This window comes from Pseudomonas sp. MS19 (genome assembly GCF_013277615.1).
GTDB classification, from domain to species: Bacteria; Pseudomonadota; Gammaproteobacteria; order Pseudomonadales; family Pseudomonadaceae; genus Aquipseudomonas; species Aquipseudomonas marincola.
Genome location: NZ_VBTO01000013.1, coordinates 209,501 through 224,686, shown reverse-complemented (window position 1 = coordinate 224,686; position 15,186 = coordinate 209,501). Strand labels below are relative to the sequence as shown.

General features: G+C 57.8%; 11 protein-coding genes. 4 read left to right on the top strand and 7 right to left on the bottom strand.

Translation table 11 applies throughout. The annotated features are described in order from the left end of the window. Window positions 1-98: 98 nt before the first annotated feature. The gene (locus FEZ62_RS14330) at window positions 99-656 is read left to right on the top strand and encodes an NUDIX hydrolase (protein WP_172928402.1); all 558 of its coding nucleotides are present in this window, start codon (window positions 99-101) and stop codon (window positions 654-656) included. A 19-nt stretch (window positions 657-675) separates the two neighbouring features. After that, window positions 676-1,185, top strand: a complete 510-nt coding sequence (locus FEZ62_RS14325; RefSeq protein WP_090508973.1) for a L,D-transpeptidase family protein — start codon at window positions 676-678, stop codon at window positions 1,183-1,185. Window positions 1,186-1,236: 51 nt separating this feature from the next. Here the strand turns inward: FEZ62_RS14325 and FEZ62_RS14320 are convergent, their stop codons facing one another. The 3 genes from FEZ62_RS14320 to purL form a co-directional block, all read right to left on the bottom strand. Continuing rightward, on the bottom strand, window positions 1,237-1,554 hold the full coding sequence (locus FEZ62_RS14320) for a YqfO family protein (protein ID WP_090508975.1): 318 nt from the start codon (window positions 1,552-1,554) through the stop codon (window positions 1,237-1,239). A gap of 109 nt (window positions 1,555-1,663) precedes the next feature. Continuing rightward, complete coding sequence (locus FEZ62_RS14315; RefSeq protein WP_075723326.1) at window positions 1,664-1,933, bottom strand: CDGSH iron-sulfur domain-containing protein; 270 nt, start codon at window positions 1,931-1,933, stop codon at window positions 1,664-1,666. A gap of 18 nt (window positions 1,934-1,951) precedes the next feature. Next, window positions 1,952-5,848: a phosphoribosylformylglycinamidine synthase gene (purL, locus tag FEZ62_RS14310; RefSeq protein ID WP_069899579.1), complete on the bottom strand. Its 3,897-nt coding sequence runs from the start codon at window positions 5,846-5,848 to the stop codon at window positions 1,952-1,954. A 167-nt stretch (window positions 5,849-6,015) separates the two neighbouring features. On the opposite strand from purL, the gene mltF reads away from it, so the two are divergent. Further along, entirely contained in the window at window positions 6,016-7,485 is a 1,470-nt protein-coding gene (gene mltF, locus FEZ62_RS14305) for a membrane-bound lytic murein transglycosylase MltF (RefSeq protein WP_172928400.1), read from the top strand. 42 nt (window positions 7,486-7,527) lie between these two features. On the opposite strand, the gene tadA is transcribed toward mltF, so the two are convergent. The 4 genes from tadA to guaB all read right to left on the bottom strand — a co-directional run bounded on the left by tadA (window position 7,528) and on the right by guaB (window position 13,025). After that, window positions 7,528-8,016, bottom strand: a complete 489-nt coding sequence (gene tadA / locus FEZ62_RS14300) for a tRNA adenosine(34) deaminase TadA (protein WP_172928398.1) — start codon at window positions 8,014-8,016, stop codon at window positions 7,528-7,530. After that, window positions 8,016-9,383: a multicopper oxidase family protein gene (locus FEZ62_RS14295; RefSeq protein WP_069899582.1), complete on the bottom strand. Its 1,368-nt coding sequence runs from the start codon at window positions 9,381-9,383 to the stop codon at window positions 8,016-8,018. The genes tadA and FEZ62_RS14295 overlap by 1 nt, the downstream gene beginning before the upstream one ends. Before the next feature lie 380 nt (window positions 9,384-9,763). Then, window positions 9,764-11,344, bottom strand: coding sequence for a glutamine-hydrolyzing GMP synthase (gene guaA / locus FEZ62_RS14290; protein ID WP_069899583.1), 1,581 nt, complete (start codon window positions 11,342-11,344; stop codon window positions 9,764-9,766). A gap of 211 nt (window positions 11,345-11,555) precedes the next feature. After that, entirely contained in the window at window positions 11,556-13,025 is a 1,470-nt protein-coding gene (guaB, locus tag FEZ62_RS14285) for an IMP dehydrogenase (protein ID WP_069899584.1), read from the bottom strand. 298 nt (window positions 13,026-13,323) lie between these two features. Between guaB and FEZ62_RS14280 the strand changes: the two genes are divergently transcribed. Continuing rightward, window positions 13,324-14,964: a mechanosensitive ion channel family protein gene (locus tag FEZ62_RS14280; protein ID WP_069899585.1), complete on the top strand. Its 1,641-nt coding sequence runs from the start codon at window positions 13,324-13,326 to the stop codon at window positions 14,962-14,964. Window positions 14,965-15,186 lie beyond the last annotated feature (222 nt).

The following is a 15,186-nucleotide window of genomic DNA, read 5'->3' as shown; positions in this document are numbered from 1 at the left end:
CGGATCACCGGCACTGATGGTTGAAAATGCCGCAACCGCATAGCTTGCCGACGCACCTGATATCGCGCCAAGATAGAGGCTTGGCAGGAGATTCCAGCATGAAGTTTTGCAGCCTCTGTGGCGCACCCGTAACTCAGCGCATTCCCGAAGGCGACAACCGCCTGCGGTTTGTCTGCAGCCATTGCGCAACCATTCATTATGAGAACCCACGCATCGTGGCGGGGTGCGTGCCGATCTGGGGTGAGCAGGTTCTACTCTGCCGCCGCGCCATTGAGCCGCGCGTAGGCTATTGGACGCTGCCTGCAGGCTTTATGGAGAACGGTGAAACACTGGAGGAAGCCGCTGCCCGCGAGACCAATGAGGAAGCCTTCGCGCGCGTAAGCGGTCTGGAGCTGTACACGGTGTATGACCTGCCGCATATAAATCAGGTATACATGTTCTTTCGCGCGCAGCTCGCCGACCTCGATTTTGCAGCCGGAATCGAGAGCCTGGAAGTGCAGCTTTTTCATGAACATGAGATCCCTTGGTCAGAGCTGGCTTTCCCGACGGTTGGCCGTACCTTAGAATGTTACTTTGCGGACCGTCGGCATGATGCCTATCCGGTGCGTAACGAACCCCTTGATGCGCTGCGTGCGCATTACAAAAAAGCCTTTTGATCTGCGGGATTATGCTCTGATGCGTTGGTTGTTCGCCCTACTGTGTCTATCGCTCAGCGTTCTGGCTAACGCCAACCCGCAGCCCCCGCAAGCTTCTCCTGCACCCCGGGTCGACAAGATTCTGGTGGTCAAATCCGAGCGCAAGCTACAGCTCATCAGCCACGGCAAGCCATTCAAGTCTTACCGCATATCCTTGGGCAAAGTACCGACCGGGCATAAGGAGCGCGAAGGCGACCAGCGCACGCCGGAAGGTATTTACTGGGTGGATTGGCGCAAGACCAGCGATAACTTCAACTTGTCGATGCACATCTCCTATCCCAACGCACGGGACATGGCCACTGCGCGCAACAAGGGCACCAAGCCGGGCGGCATGATCATGATTCACGGCACCCCGCTCGACGCCGAATACCCGGAATGGTTCTTCAATACGCTGGACTGGACCAACGGCTGTATCGCCATGACCAACCCGGACATGCGCGAAGTCTGGTCGCTGGTGAAAGACGGCACGCTGATTGAGATCCGGCCTTAAGCCGCTCTCGCTGCAAACAAAAATGGCGCCGGGAGCGCCATTCTTTATGCCTCAAAACTGCATGTCCGACAACCGCCACACATCAAAGGCAGGCGTCTCATACGGATGCGCGGCCTTGAGCGCCGCCACGACCTGATGAATAGATTCATCGGCCACGACCAGTTCGACCTTCCACTCATCCACCCGCTCCAGCGCACCCGCCGTGCCTATGAATGGTTGGCTGCCAGGCAATGGCTGAAACTGCCCCTGCCCGAACACCTGCCAGGCACAGTGCTGGTAGTTGCCGATACGTCCGCCACCGGCGTTGAACACCGCCTGTTTGACGGGTTCAAGATGGTTCTCGGGCACATAGAAGCACAATTTGTACATGCGAATTCTCCAACGTCTGCATGCTCAGCTACGACAGCAATCTCCGTACTGGCTCAACATGAGACCCGATTCGCAGCCGCTTGTTCAGCCCTGCAAGCTCGACTGCCTCTCAATTTCTGCGAATAAACCGCTGCCACCGCTCGGCCATCGAACTTACCGGCGGCACATGGCTGCCATCACAGAACGGCAATCGTTTCGAGCGCCCACAACGGCACAACAGCAGGAGCTGTTCACGCGCAGGATTTACAGTGAGGCCACGAGCGCAGCCAGAAGGACAATCGGGACGTTGCAGCGAATGCTCGCAACGGCAAAGCAACAAAGGTTCGCCGGGGCTAACCCGACGAACCTCTGGCAGAATCAATGCGGGCTCATCAGCCATGAGCCCGCATCCGCATGATCAATCCGCCCAGACACGGGCATTACGGAACATGCGCAGCCAGGCACCGTCTTCATTCCACTCATCCGGGGCCCACGAGTTCTGCACGGCGCGGAACACACGCTCCGGGTGCGGCATCATGATCGTGACGCGACCGTCGCGGCTGGTCAGACCGGTAATACCGCGTGGCGAACCGTTCGGGTTGGCCGGATAGTTTTCGGTGACCTTGCCGTGGTTGTCGACGAAACGCATGGCCACGCAACCGGACAGATCCGCTTCCAGCAATGCTTCTTCGCTTTCGAACTCGGCATGACCTTCACCGTGAGCGATGGCGATTGGCATGCGCGAACCGGCCATGCCCTGCAGGAAGATCGAAGCCGACTCCTGAACCTGAACCATGGCAACGCGTGCCTCGAACTGCTCGGAGCGGTTACGCACGAAGTGCGGCCAGAATTCACTGCCCGGAATCAGTTCGTGCAGGTTGGACAACATCTGGCAACCGTTGCACACGCCCAGCGAGAAGCTGTCTTTACGATCAAAGAAGGCGCTGAACTGGTCACGCGCACGGCTGTTGAACAGAATCGACTTAGCCCAGCCTTCACCGGCGCCCAATACGTCACCGTAAGAGAAACCGCCGCAGGCAACCATGCCTTTGAACTGCTCAAGACTGACGCGGCCGCTGAGGATATCGCTCATGTGCACGTCAATCGCGTTGAAGCCGGCGCGGTCAAATGCAGCGGCCATTTCGACCTGACCGTTAACACCCTGCTCGCGCAGCACCGCAATTTGCGGGCGCAGGCCTTTCTTGATGTAAGGCGCGCTGATGTTTTCGTTCACATCAAAGCCAAGCTTGGCGCTCAGGCCTGGATTGTCTTCTTCAAGCAGCGCGTCGAATTCCTGATCGGCGCATTCGGCGTTATCACGCAGACGCTGGATCTGGTAGCTGGTAGACGACCACTCGCGCTGCAACATGCGGCGCTCGCCAGTGAATACCTTCTCGCCGTGATAGCTGATCAGCACTTCACCGTTGTTTACCGGCTGGCCGATCACCGAGACGCAATCGGCGAGGCCCGCGGCACTGAACTGCGAGAGCACTTCAGCGGTAACGTCCTGGTGCACCTGAATCACCGCACCCAGCTCCTCGTTGAACAGCACGCCGGCTACTTCATCAAGGTTTTGCGCGAGCGCATCGAGCTGCAGGTTCAGGCCGCAATGGCCAGCAAAGGCCATTTCCAGCACAGTGGCCAACAGGCCGCCGTCGGAACGGTCGTGATAAGACAACAGCAAGTTGTCGCGATTGAGACCCTGCATGACCGCAAAGAATGCCTTGAGGTCTTCAGCATCATCAACGTCTGGCGCCTGCTTGCCCATCTTGCCGTATACCTGCGCCAGAATTGAGGCGCCCATACGGTTCTGGCCACGGCCCAGATCGATCAGGATCAGGTCGGTTTCACCGCGATCCATGCGCAGCTCAGGCGTCAGGGTCTGGCGAATATCAGTGACCGGCGCGAAGCCTGTAACAATCAGCGACATTGGCGATGTCACGCTCTTCTCAGCGCCGTCATCCTGCCAGCGGGTCTTCATCGACATCGAGTCTTTGCCCACTGGAATGGTAATGCCCAGCTCAGGACACAATTCCATGCCCACCGCTTTAACGGTGTCGTACAGACGCGCATCTTCACCCGGGTGACCGGCAGCGGCCATCCAGTTAGCCGAGAGCTTGATGTCGGAGATCTTGCCGATCTTCGCACAAGCCATGTTGGTCAGGGTTTCACCAATGGCCATACGGCCCGATGCCGGCGCATCCAGCAGTGCCAGCGGCGTACGCTCACCCATGGCCATGGCTTCACCGGTGTAGGCGTCGAAGCTGGTGGCGGTTACGGCGCAGTCAGCTACCGGAACCTGCCACGGCCCGACCATCTGGTCGCGTGCAACCAGACCGGTAATGGTGCGGTCACCAATGGTGATCAGGAAGTTCTTGCTGGCAACAGCCGGATGACGCAGCACACGGCTGATGGCTTCGCTCAGCTCAACCTTGGCCGGATCGAAATCATCGCCCAATTCAGCTTCGCGGGTGGCTTCGCGGTGCATGCGCGGCGCTTTGCCAAGAAGTACGTTAAGCGGCATGTCGACGGCGTTGTTGTCGAAGTGCGAGTCGGCAACGGTCAGGTGCTGCTCTTCGGTGGCCTCACCGACGACCGCAAACGGGCAACGCTCACGCTCACAAATAGCTTTGAAACGCTCGAAATCCTTGGCATCAACGGCCAGTACATAACGCTCTTGCGACTCGTTGCACCAGATTTCCAGCGGGGCCATGCCCGGCTCATCGTTAGGCACAGCGCGCAGGTCGAAACGACCGCCACGGCCGGCATCGTTTACCAGCTCCGGGAAGGCGTTGGACAGACCGCCCGCGCCAACGTCGTGAATGAAGCTGATTGGGTTGTTGTCGCCCAACTGCCAGCAGCGGTCGATAACTTCCTGGCAACGACGCTCCATTTCAGGGTTTTCACGCTGTACGGAGGCGAAGTCGAGGTCGGCAGAACTGGTGCCGGTGGCCATCGACGAGGCTGCACCGCCGCCCAGACCGATAAGCATGGCCGGGCCGCCCAACACGATCAGCTTGGAGCCGACAGTGATTTCGGCTTTCTGCACGTGATCTTCACGGATGTTGCCCATGCCGCCCGCGAGCATGATCGGCTTGTGGTAGCCGCGCACTTCATCGCCGTGCGGGGTGCTGATCTGCTGCTCGAAGGTACGGAAGTAACCGGTCAGCGCCGGACGACCAAATTCGTTGTTGAATGCAGCGCCGCCCAACGGGCCTTCAATCATGATATCCAACGCAGTCACGATGCGCTCAGGCTTGCCGTAAGGCACTTCCCACGGCTGCTCGAAACCCGGAATTTGCAGGTTGGATACGGTGAAACCGGTCAGACCGGCTTTCGGCTTAGCACCGCGACCGGTTGCGCCTTCGTCGCGAATTTCACCGCCAGAACCGGTCGATGCGCCCGGGAACGGGGCAATCGCGGTTGGGTGGTTGTGCGTTTCGACCTTCATCAGAATGTGCACCGGCTCATTAACAGCGGCGTACTGACGGGTCTCTGGGTTCGGGAAGAAGCGCCCTGCCGTGCTGCCAACGATAACGGCGGCGTTGTCTTTATAGGCCGACAACACACCTTCGTTGTGCATCTGATAGGTGTTCTTGATCATGCCGAACAGGGATTTTTCCTGAGCCTGACCGTCGATATCCCAACTGGCGTTGAAAATTTTGTGACGGCAATGCTCGGAGTTGGCCTGTGCGAACATCATCAGTTCGATGTCGTGCGGATTGCGACCAAGACCTGTGAAGCTGGTCACCAGGTAATCGATCTCGTCTTCCGCGAGCGCCAGACCCAGCTCGACGTTAGCCTGCTCAAGCGCAGCACGACCGCCGGTCAGAATGTCTACCACCGTCAGTGGTTTTGGCGACGCGTGGCTGAACAGCGCGGCGGCGTCTTGCAGGTTGTCCAGCACTAACTGGGTCATGCGGTCGTGCAGCAAGCTCTCTACAACCTGCGCCTGAGCCGCATCCAGCTCGCCACTCACGTAGTAGGCAATACCGCGCTCAAGGCGCTGAATCTTGGCCAAACCACAGTTGTGGGCAATGTCACTGGCCTTGCTCGACCAGGGTGAAATCGTACCAAAACGTGGCACGCTGAGGAAAAGCCGCCCAGAGGGCTCCTGAACCGGCACGCTAGGGCCGTATTTAAGCAGGCGAGCGAGCACTTGCTCTTCGTCAGCGGTGAGCACACCGGTAACATCGGCAAAATGCGCAAACTCGGCGTACAGCCCAGTAACAGCGGGTACTTTGCTGGTTAAAAGCTCAAGCAATTTACCGTGGCGGAAAGCAGAAAGGGCGGGAGCGCCGCGCAAGATCAACATCGGAGACAGCCTCTGGGAAGGGGGTGTACTTTGAGGCCGTGCATTCTAGCGTAAAGCGCCGATAACGGCACCCGTTGACTGCTCCGAAACGATAACTACCTCTGTTAGCAGAGAAGCAGAACGCTGTCGAGATATGGCGAGGTGCAAGCTTTGCGTATACTGCATGGATGTTTGCCCAATCTGTGATCCGCAAGCACTGCACCTTCTGGGTGGCAGTGATCGGTATCCTTCTGCAGCTCAGTGGTTGCGCCGAGGAACAAAAACCTCCGAGCGCACTAGAGCGTGTGCAGACGGAGGGAGTCCTGCGCGTGATCACCCGCAACAGCCCGGCCACCTACTTCCAGGACCGCAACGGCGAAACCGGCTTTGAGTACGAACTGGTTAAACGCTTTGCGGCTGACCTCAAGGTCAAGCTGGAAATTCAGACCGCTGACAACCTCGACGAACTATTTTCCCGACTAAAGGCACCGGATGGCCCCTCTTTAGCGGCGGCTGGCCTGACCTCCAGCGCGGACCGCAAAAGCGAGTTTCAATTCTCCAAGCCTTATTTGCAGGTCACCCCGCAAGTTATCTACCGCCATGGTAATCGCCGCCCTACTCGCCCCGAAGATTTGATCGGCAAGAAAATCATGGTGCTTAAAGGCAGCAGTCACGCCAACCAGCTGGCCATGCTCAAAGTCCAGTACCCCATGCTCGCCTACGAAGAGTCTTCCGATGTGGAAGTGGTCGACTTGCTGCGCATGGTCGATGAAGGCCAGATCGACCTGACTCTGGTCGACTCAAATGAGCTGTCGATGAATCAGGTGTACTTCCCCAACGTTCGCGTGGCCTTCGACCTTGGCGACGAACTGGGTTTGAGCTGGGCCGTGCCCGGCGGTGAAGACCACAGCCTGCTTGATGAGATGAACGCCTTCCTCCAGCGCGCCAACGAGAACGGCAGCCTGAAACGCCTGAAAGACCGCTACTACGGCCACGTTGATGTACTTGGCTACGTTGGCGCCTACACCTTTGCTCAACACCTGCAAAATCGCCTCCCACGTTACGAGCAATTCTTCCGCGATGCCGGTAAGAATCACTCGCTGGACTGGCGCTTGCTCGCGGCAATGGGTTATCAGGAATCACTCTGGCAGCCCACGGCCACCTCGAAAACCGGCGTGCGCGGGCTGATGATGCTGACCTTGCGCACGGCGCAGGCAATGGGCGTGTCCAACCGACTCGACCCCAAGCAGAGTATTCAGGGCGGCGCCAAATACATCGTCAAGGTTAAGGCAGGCCTGCCAGACAGCATTAAAGAGCCGGATCGCACATGGTTTGCGCTGGCGGCTTACAACGTCGGCGGCGGGCACCTTGAAGATGCGCGCAAGCTGACCCAGGCCGAAGGCCTCGACCCGAACAAATGGCTCGATGTGCAGAAGATTCTGCCGCGGTTGTCGCAAAAGAAGTGGTTCAGTAAAACCCGCTATGGCTATGCCCGCGGCGGTGAGCCGGTGCACTTTGTGCGCAACATCCGTCGCTACTACGACATTCTCACCTGGGTAACTCAGCCACAGCTGGAAGACAGCCAGGTCGTCGACAGCAATATCCACGTGCCCGGCATCGACAAGAACAACCTGAAGAAAGAAACCTCGCCGCTCTAAGCACGCTATCCAAAGCCACTTAGCTGCAACCTCGAAGGCTTATTACTGGCCTTTGCTGGCCCGCCGCGCACGAAAGAATTCGGTGAGCACCGCGCCGCACTCATCTGCCAGCACGCCGCCCTCAATCATCACGCGGTGATTTAGAAACGTCTGATTGAAGAACTCGCCACGGCTGATGGCCACACCGGCTTTGGGCTCGGTTGCACCATATACAACCCGCTCAATGCGCGAATGAACAATCAGCCCTGCACACATGCTGCACGGCTCAAGCGTCACGTATAAGGTGCTACCCGGCAGGCGGTAGTTAGTCAGCTGCAAAGCCGCATCACGAATCGCCACCATCTCGGCATGGGCGCTGGGATCATGGGTGGTAATCGGGCAATTGAAGCCACGCCCGACAATCTCGCCATCCTGAACCAGCACCGCGCCGACCGGCACTTCACCGACCGCAGCGCCCTGACTGGCCAGCGCCAGCGCTTCACGCATGAAGTGGGCATCGCGAGTGCGATCAATGATTTTAACCGGACGCATCAGGCTACCTTTATCGCCGCCATAAGGCCTGTTTCCATGTGATCAATCACATGGCAGTGGAACATCCACACCCCAGGATTATCGGCGACAAAGGCGATGCGCGCCGTCTCGTTCTTGCCGAGCAGGTAGGTATCGGTGAAGTACGGGATGATTTTCTTGCGGTCGGAGCTGATCACCTTGAAACTCATGCCGTGCAAATGCACCGGGTGCAGGTATTGCGCCATATTGCGCAGCTCGAAAATGTAGTGATTGCCCAGCTTCAACGTGGCGATTGGCCGATCCGCACAGGTTTTGTCATTGATATCCCAGGCCTGGCCGTTGATCTGCCAATACTGAGCTGGCCCCGCCTGATTCGGGTCTGCTAATGCCGCCGCCCATTCAAAGTTGAACTTGATGGTTTCAGCCTTGGCCAGGTCGGGCTCGGCCACAGGATTGGCTGGCAATGCTGGCGGCCACTCTGCTGGCGCATCAGTGCTGGCAACACTCTTGATTGTCGCCAAACGCAACGGCCCGTTACGCAGTGACAACTCGGTGCCCTCTGCCGGAACCTTGAGCGCCAGATCGAGCCGCATTCCCGCGCCCAACCAGTATTCCTTGCCCAGATCACGCGGCTCGATCGGATTACCGTCGAGCGCATAAATCCGCGACTCGGCGCCGGGCAGGTTTATACGGTAGGTCATGGTGCTGTCGACGTTAATCAGCCGCAGGCGAACCACCTGCCCGGCAGGTAGCTCGATCACCGGACGCGGCACACCATTGATTGTCGACAGCCGCCCCCGTGTGCCGGCGCGCGCCGCTTCACGGGGAATGCTGAACGGGGTGAATGCGCCCTCTTCATCAACATTCCAGGTTTTCAGGCTCAGTGTGCGCTCATGCGCAAAGCCGGTCGGCTCGCGTTCATCAATGATCAACGGCCCGACCAATCCGCGCCCCAGCTGCTTGGAACTGGCCAGATGTGGGTGATACCAGTAGCTACCGGCATCGGGCGGGACGAACTGATAGTCGAAATACTCACCTGGCAGTACCGGCAATTGCGATACATAAGGCACGCCATCCATTTCCAGCGGGATGCGCATGCCGTGCCAGTGAATCGTGGTTTGTTCCGGCAGCTTGTTGATAAAGCGCACACGCAACAGATCGCCCTGACGGCAACGAATCTCGGTGCCCGGCGCTTGCGGGCCAAAGCCCCACACCGGGGTTTTATGGCCGGGAACCAGCTCCATGTCGAAGGGCGCGGCGATCAACTCGTAATCGTGGGTCTTGCGATCAAACGGGCGGCCCAGCCAATAACGTGCACCACCGGCACCCAGGCCAACGACGGTTAAGCCAGCCAGCCCGGCGAGAATTTGTCTACGCGTGAACGACATGTAAATGGACTCCTTTAGCCAACATTCATGAGCCCATCAGGCGACGGTTACCAGCGCCTCCTCTGCGGGAAACGGCTAATGTCATAAAGGCTGCGGCATCAGCCTCTCAGCTGATGACTCTGTGAATAGCGGAATGAGAATATTTTAACACGCAACGATCCGGGTTAACGACCACAACAACGCCCGCCATCAGCGCCACTGTGTCGCACCGCTGAAGTGCAGGAACCGCGCAGCTCTCTCAGCCACTGAGAGTTAAGAGCGTACAGCCGGCGCGGGCCAAACGCCGGACTGTGCAGGCAATAAAAAACCCGCGAATGAGCAGCTGCAAGGCTGGTTATTCGCGGGTTCGGGTAACGTCAGGCTAGCGCACTAGCCAACCGTTATTCCCACTCGATCGTTGCCGGTGGCTTGCTCGACACGTCGTAAGTGACGCGGGAGATGCCTTCGATCTCGTTGATGATGCGGTTGCTGACCTTCTCCAGCAGCTCGTAAGGCAGGTGCGCCCAGCGAGCGGTCATGAAGTCAATGGTTTCTACAGCGCGCAGTGCAACAACCCATGCATAACGACGACCGTCACCGACGACGCCAACCGACTTGACCGGCTGGAACACCACGAATGCCTGGCTGGTCTTGTGGTACCAGTCGAAGTTGCGCAGCTCTTCGATGAAGATATGGTCGGCACGACGCAGCAGGTCGGCGTATTCCTTCTTCACTTCACCGAGAATCCGCACGCCCAGACCCGGGCCCGGGAATGGGTGACGGTAAACCATGTCGTACGGCAGACCCAGCTCAAGACCGATGCGACGCACTTCGTCCTTGAACAGTTCACGCAGCGGCTCGACCAGTTTGAGGTTCATTTCCTCAGGCAGGCCACCAACGTTGTGGTGCGACTTGATAACGTGTGCCTTGCCGGTTTTAGCGCCAGCAGACTCGATCACGTCCGGGTAAATGGTGCCTTGCGCGAGGAACTTGATGTTTTCCAGCTTCGAGGCTTCGGCATCGAACACGTCGATGAAGGTGCGACCAATGATTTTGCGCTTTTTCTCCGGATCGGCTTCGCCAGCCAGGTTATCCAGGAACTGCTTTTCAGCGTTGGCGCGGATTACCTTGACGCCCATGTTCTCGGCGAACATGGCCATCACTTGCTCGCCTTCGTGCAGGCGCAGCAAACCGTTATCGACAAACACGCAAGTCAGCTGGTCGCCAATTGCCTTGTGCAACAGCGCGGCAACCACGGAGGAATCGACACCGCCCGAAAGGCCGAGCAATACGTTGGCGTCACCCACCTGAGCACGAACCGTGGCGATGGCATCTTCAACGATGTTCGACGGAGTCCACAGGGCTTCACAACCGGCGATTTCCAGCACGAAGCGCGACAGAATGCGGCCGCCTTGCTTGGTGTGGGTCACTTCTGGGTGGAATTGCACGCCGTAGTAGCCACGCGAGTCGTCGCTCATGGCGGCAATCGGGCAGCTCGGGGTGCTGGCCAGAACGTGGAAGCCTTCCGGCATGCTGGTGACTTTGTCACCGTGGCTCATCCACACGTCCAGACCGAATACGCCGTCGTCATCGATATGATCTTCGATGCCGTCCAGCAGGCGCGCCTTACCGACAACGTCTACGCGGGCATAGCCGAATTCGCGGACGTCGGAACCGAGCACTTTACCGCCCAGTTGCTCGGCCATGGTTTGCATGCCGTAGCAGATACCGAAGACCGGAACGCCCAGATCGAAAACAGCCTGCGGTGCACGCGGGCTGCCTTCTTGATGAACAGACTCGGGGCCACCGGCGAGAATGATGCCGCGCGGAGCGAAAGCGCGGATGTCTTCATCGCTCATGTCGAACGGGTGCAATTCGCAGTAAACCCCGATTTCACGTACGCGACGTGCGATCAGCTGGGTGTACTGGGAGCCGAAATCCAGAATCAGGATGCGATGGGCGTGAATATCAGGGTGAGCCATAGCCGTCTCTCGTAGCGGAATGCACAAATGACAAAGGGCCGATCAACTCAGCCCCGTACTTCATAAACTTTTCAAAAATGACCTTGCTGCTTCTGCACTGGCGAGTATGGCAAGGGGGTAAAGCGCGAACGGCTTATTTGCCTCAGCAAACAACGCCCTCTCGCTTTACCCCGCCTTACCCGCCCTGCGCATGCGAGCAGCAAAGTGATTTTTAACCGACGCGGTAGTTCGGTGCTTCTTTGGTGATCTGCACATCGTGAACGTGCGACTCAGCCATACCAGCGCCAGTAATGCGAACGAACTCAGGCTTGGTGCGCATCTCATCAACAGTCGCGCAACCGGTGTAGCCCATCGAAGCACGCAGGCCGCCCATCAGCTGATGAACGATAGCCGCCATAGCGCCCTTGTACGGCACACGGCCCTCAATACCTTCCGGCACCAATTTCTCGGCACCTGCGGATGAGTCCTGGAAGTAACGGTCGGACGAACCTTGCGCCTGACCCATTGCACCCAGCGAACCCATGCCGCGGTAGGCTTTGTAAGAACGGCCCTGGAACAACTCGACTTCACCTGGCGCTTCTTCAGTACCCGCCAGCATCGAGCCGATCATCACGCAGGATGCGCCCGCAACCAGCGCCTTGGACAGGTCGCCGGAGAAACGAATGCCACCGTCTGCAATCAATGGCACGCCTGTGCCTTCAAGTGCAGCGGCAACGTTGGCAACGGCAGAAATCTGCGGCACACCAACACCTGCAACGATACGCGTGGTGCAGATCGAACCCGGACCGATACCGACCTTAACGCCGTCAGCACCCGCCTCGACCAACGCCAGGGCAGCAGCACCGGTGGCGATGTTGCCGCCGATAACCTGGATATCAGGGAAGCTTTCCTTGACCCAACGCACGCGGTCGATCACGCCTTTGGAGTGACCGTGCGCGGTATCAACGATGATCACGTCAACGCCGGCAGCAGCCAACGCGGTTACGCGGTCAGCGGTTTCAGCGCCAGTACCAACAGCCGCGCCAACACGCAGACGACCTTGGTCATCCTTGCTGGCAAGCGGGTAAGCCTTGGCTTTTTCAATGTCTTTTACCGTCATCATGCCTTTGAGCTTGAACGCGTCATCGACAATCAGGACTTTTTCGAGGCGGTGCTTGTGCAGCAACTCGCGGGCCGCTTCTTTAGCGGCGCCTTCTTTAACAGTGACCAGACGCTCTTTCGGCGTCATCACTTCGTGGACTTTAGCGTCCATGCGTGTTTCAAAACGCACGTCGCGGGAAGTCACGATGCCAACCAGATCGCCGTCAGACAGCACCGGAACACCGGAGATGTTGTTCTGGCGGGTCAGCTCAAGCAGATCACGCACAGTGGCGTTGGCTTCGATAGTAATAGGGTCTTTAACCACACCCGACTCGAACTTCTTGACCTTGCGCACTTCGGCAGCTTGCTGCTCGATGGTCATGTTCTTGTGGATGATGCCGATGCCACCTTCCTGAGCCATGGCAATTGCCAGACGGGCTTCGGTAACGGTGTCCATCGCGGCGGACAACAACGGGATATTCAGTTCAATTCCACGGGTCAGGTGAGTCTTGAGGCTCACATCCTTCGGCAGAACTTCTGAGTAACCTGGAATAAGTAAAACGTCGTCGAAGGTAAGAGCTTCTTGACTGATACGCAGCATGGCGGGGGCTCCCAGACGGGAAAATTGGAAGCGCGTCATTATACCCAGCAGCGGCCCTGCACTCAATGCAAACTATCATTACGCGACGATTTACAGCCTCAACCAGCGCGAAAGGCCCTGACACAGGCAAAAATTGGCCAGCAATACGCATAAAAAGCCAAATGCTGGGCTATACAGTTATGCCAAGCTGATTCGCCGGCTGGCATTGTGCGCACAGGACTGCTCAGTGCCCTCAATGGCGGACGTCTATAGTCACTTTATGGTCAATACCTGATCTTCGATGTGTAAGGAGCCTCACATGCGTAATCTGCTTCAGGTTTTGCTGTTTGCCTGTCTCAGTGTAATGACACTTTCAGTTAGTTGGGCGCAGGATGAAACGCCGACAAACAACACATCAGGGACCATCAACCCCAATGCTGAACCCGCCGATTTAAAAATAGCCAACCGCACCATCTTCACCTTCCGCGCCGAGCTACTCGGTGAAACGCCGCAGCTACGGCAACGCCGCGCAGTGGCGGCTATCAATGAGGCACTCGACGAATACACCGACCTGCCTGTGAGCATCGATCAGGTCCAAAAAAGCTACGTCATCCTGATGGGCTCCAACCGGGCATTCTTTGTCACACCGGGCGACGTTGACCCCGTCACACCGTTGTCTACCCAGGAAACGGCCAAAGCGGCCGCCGCCAAACTGGAGCGGGTAATCAGCGAAACGCAGGAAAGCCGCGATTTGAACTTCATGTTCAAGGCTGTGGGTTATTCGGCTGCCGCCACGGTGATCTACATCCTGCTGCTCAACGGCATCGCGCTGCTGCGCAACAAACTGCTGGATCAACTGCCTAAGTTGCTGCAGCGCCATAACATGTCGCTCAAGGTTGGCCAGACCCAGCTGATTGATACGCGCCAGCTGTATCCGCTGATCTCACGGATATTTTGGGCTTTACGCTGGCTGTTGATATTGCTGCTGACATACCAGTGGATCAGCTTCGTGCTGTCCTGCTTTCCCTACACGCGCCCGTGGGGCGAAAGCCTTAATGCCTACTTGCTGGATATCGCTGGCTATATTGTGCACGGCGTTATCGGCGCCATACCCGGTTTGGGGATTGCGCTTTGCATCTTCATGCTCGCCCGGGCGACAACTCACTTCACCAAACGCCTGCTCACCCGCATGGCAACTGCTGGGCGTAGCTTTACCTGGCTGAACTTCGAGACCCTGTCGCCGACAACCAAACTCACCTCGCTGGCAGTCTGGTTATTTGCCCTGGCGATGGCCTACCCGTATTTGCCCGGCGCCGGTACAGAGGCATTCAAGGGATTGTCGGTACTGGTCGGTTTGATGATCTCACTCGGCGCATCCAGCGTTGTCGGACAAGCAGCAGCCGGTTTGATCCTGACGTATTCGCACACCTTCCGCGTCGGCGAATATGTGCGCTTTGGTGATCACGAAGGCACCGTCAGCGAAATGGGCATGTTCACTACCCGCATCCGCACCGGCCTGGGTGAAGTACTGACTATCCCCAACTCGATGATTACCGGCGGCGTAACCAAGAACTACTCACGCGCCGTAGACGGCAAAGGCTACATCGTCGATACCGTCGTCACCATCGGCTACGACACCCCTTGGCGCCAGGTCGAAGCGATGCTTCTGGAAGCAGCCTCGCGCACACCCGGCATATCCAGCGTACCGGGCGCGGTGGTGTTTCAAACTGCTTTGTCAGACTTCTACCCGGAATATCGTCTGGTCGCCCATGCAATGCCCAGCCAGCCACGCCCACGCGCTGAACTGCTGAGCGCACTGCACGCCAACATACAGGACGTATTCAACGAGTACGGCGTACAGATTATGTCGCCGCACTACCTCGGCGACCCCGCACAAGAGAAGTGGGTACCCAAAGAGAAGTGGTACCAACAGCCGGCAAAACCGGAAGAAGAGGCTTAAACAATTGATGCCTGCTGAGCCCTAATAGCTCAGCAGGCATACACTGGAGCGTTCTGACCCATTACGATTACATTGCTAAGATCAATCCCGCCGCCACTTAGCTGAACACTTCATAACCTACTTAACTCACAAATTTTCGTAACGTGTAAACCTTCACAATCTCCGAGCCACCCAGAAGGATCAAGGACACGAAAATGCCGAACGAGCCAAAGAACCCAATAA

Excerpts from the sequence above, each read along its gene's own strand:
- FEZ62_RS14330 (WP_172928402.1), top strand. The coding sequence starts at position 99 with ATGAAGTTTTGCAGCCTCTGTGGCGCACCCGTAACTCAGCGCATTCCC.
- FEZ62_RS14325 (WP_090508973.1), top strand. The coding sequence starts at position 676 with ATGCGTTGGTTGTTCGCCCTACTGTGTCTATCGCTCAGCGTTCTGGCT.
- FEZ62_RS14320 (WP_090508975.1), bottom strand. The coding sequence starts at position 1,554 with ATGTACAAATTGTGCTTCTATGTGCCCGAGAACCATCTTGAACCCGTC.
- FEZ62_RS14315 (WP_075723326.1), bottom strand. The coding sequence starts at position 1,933 with ATGGCTGATGAGCCCGCATTGATTCTGCCAGAGGTTCGTCGGGTTAGC.
- purL (WP_069899579.1), bottom strand. The coding sequence starts at position 5,848 with ATGTTGATCTTGCGCGGCGCTCCCGCCCTTTCTGCTTTCCGCCACGGT.
- mltF (WP_172928400.1), top strand. The coding sequence starts at position 6,016 with ATGTTTGCCCAATCTGTGATCCGCAAGCACTGCACCTTCTGGGTGGCA.
- tadA (WP_172928398.1), bottom strand. The coding sequence starts at position 8,016 with ATGCGTCCGGTTAAAATCATTGATCGCACTCGCGATGCCCACTTCATG.
- FEZ62_RS14295 (WP_069899582.1), bottom strand. The coding sequence starts at position 9,383 with ATGTCGTTCACGCGTAGACAAATTCTCGCCGGGCTGGCTGGCTTAACC.
- guaA (WP_069899583.1), bottom strand. The coding sequence starts at position 11,344 with ATGGCTCACCCTGATATTCACGCCCATCGCATCCTGATTCTGGATTTC.
- guaB (WP_069899584.1), bottom strand. The coding sequence starts at position 13,025 with ATGCTGCGTATCAGTCAAGAAGCTCTTACCTTCGACGACGTTTTACTT.
- FEZ62_RS14280 (WP_069899585.1), top strand. The coding sequence starts at position 13,324 with ATGCGTAATCTGCTTCAGGTTTTGCTGTTTGCCTGTCTCAGTGTAATG.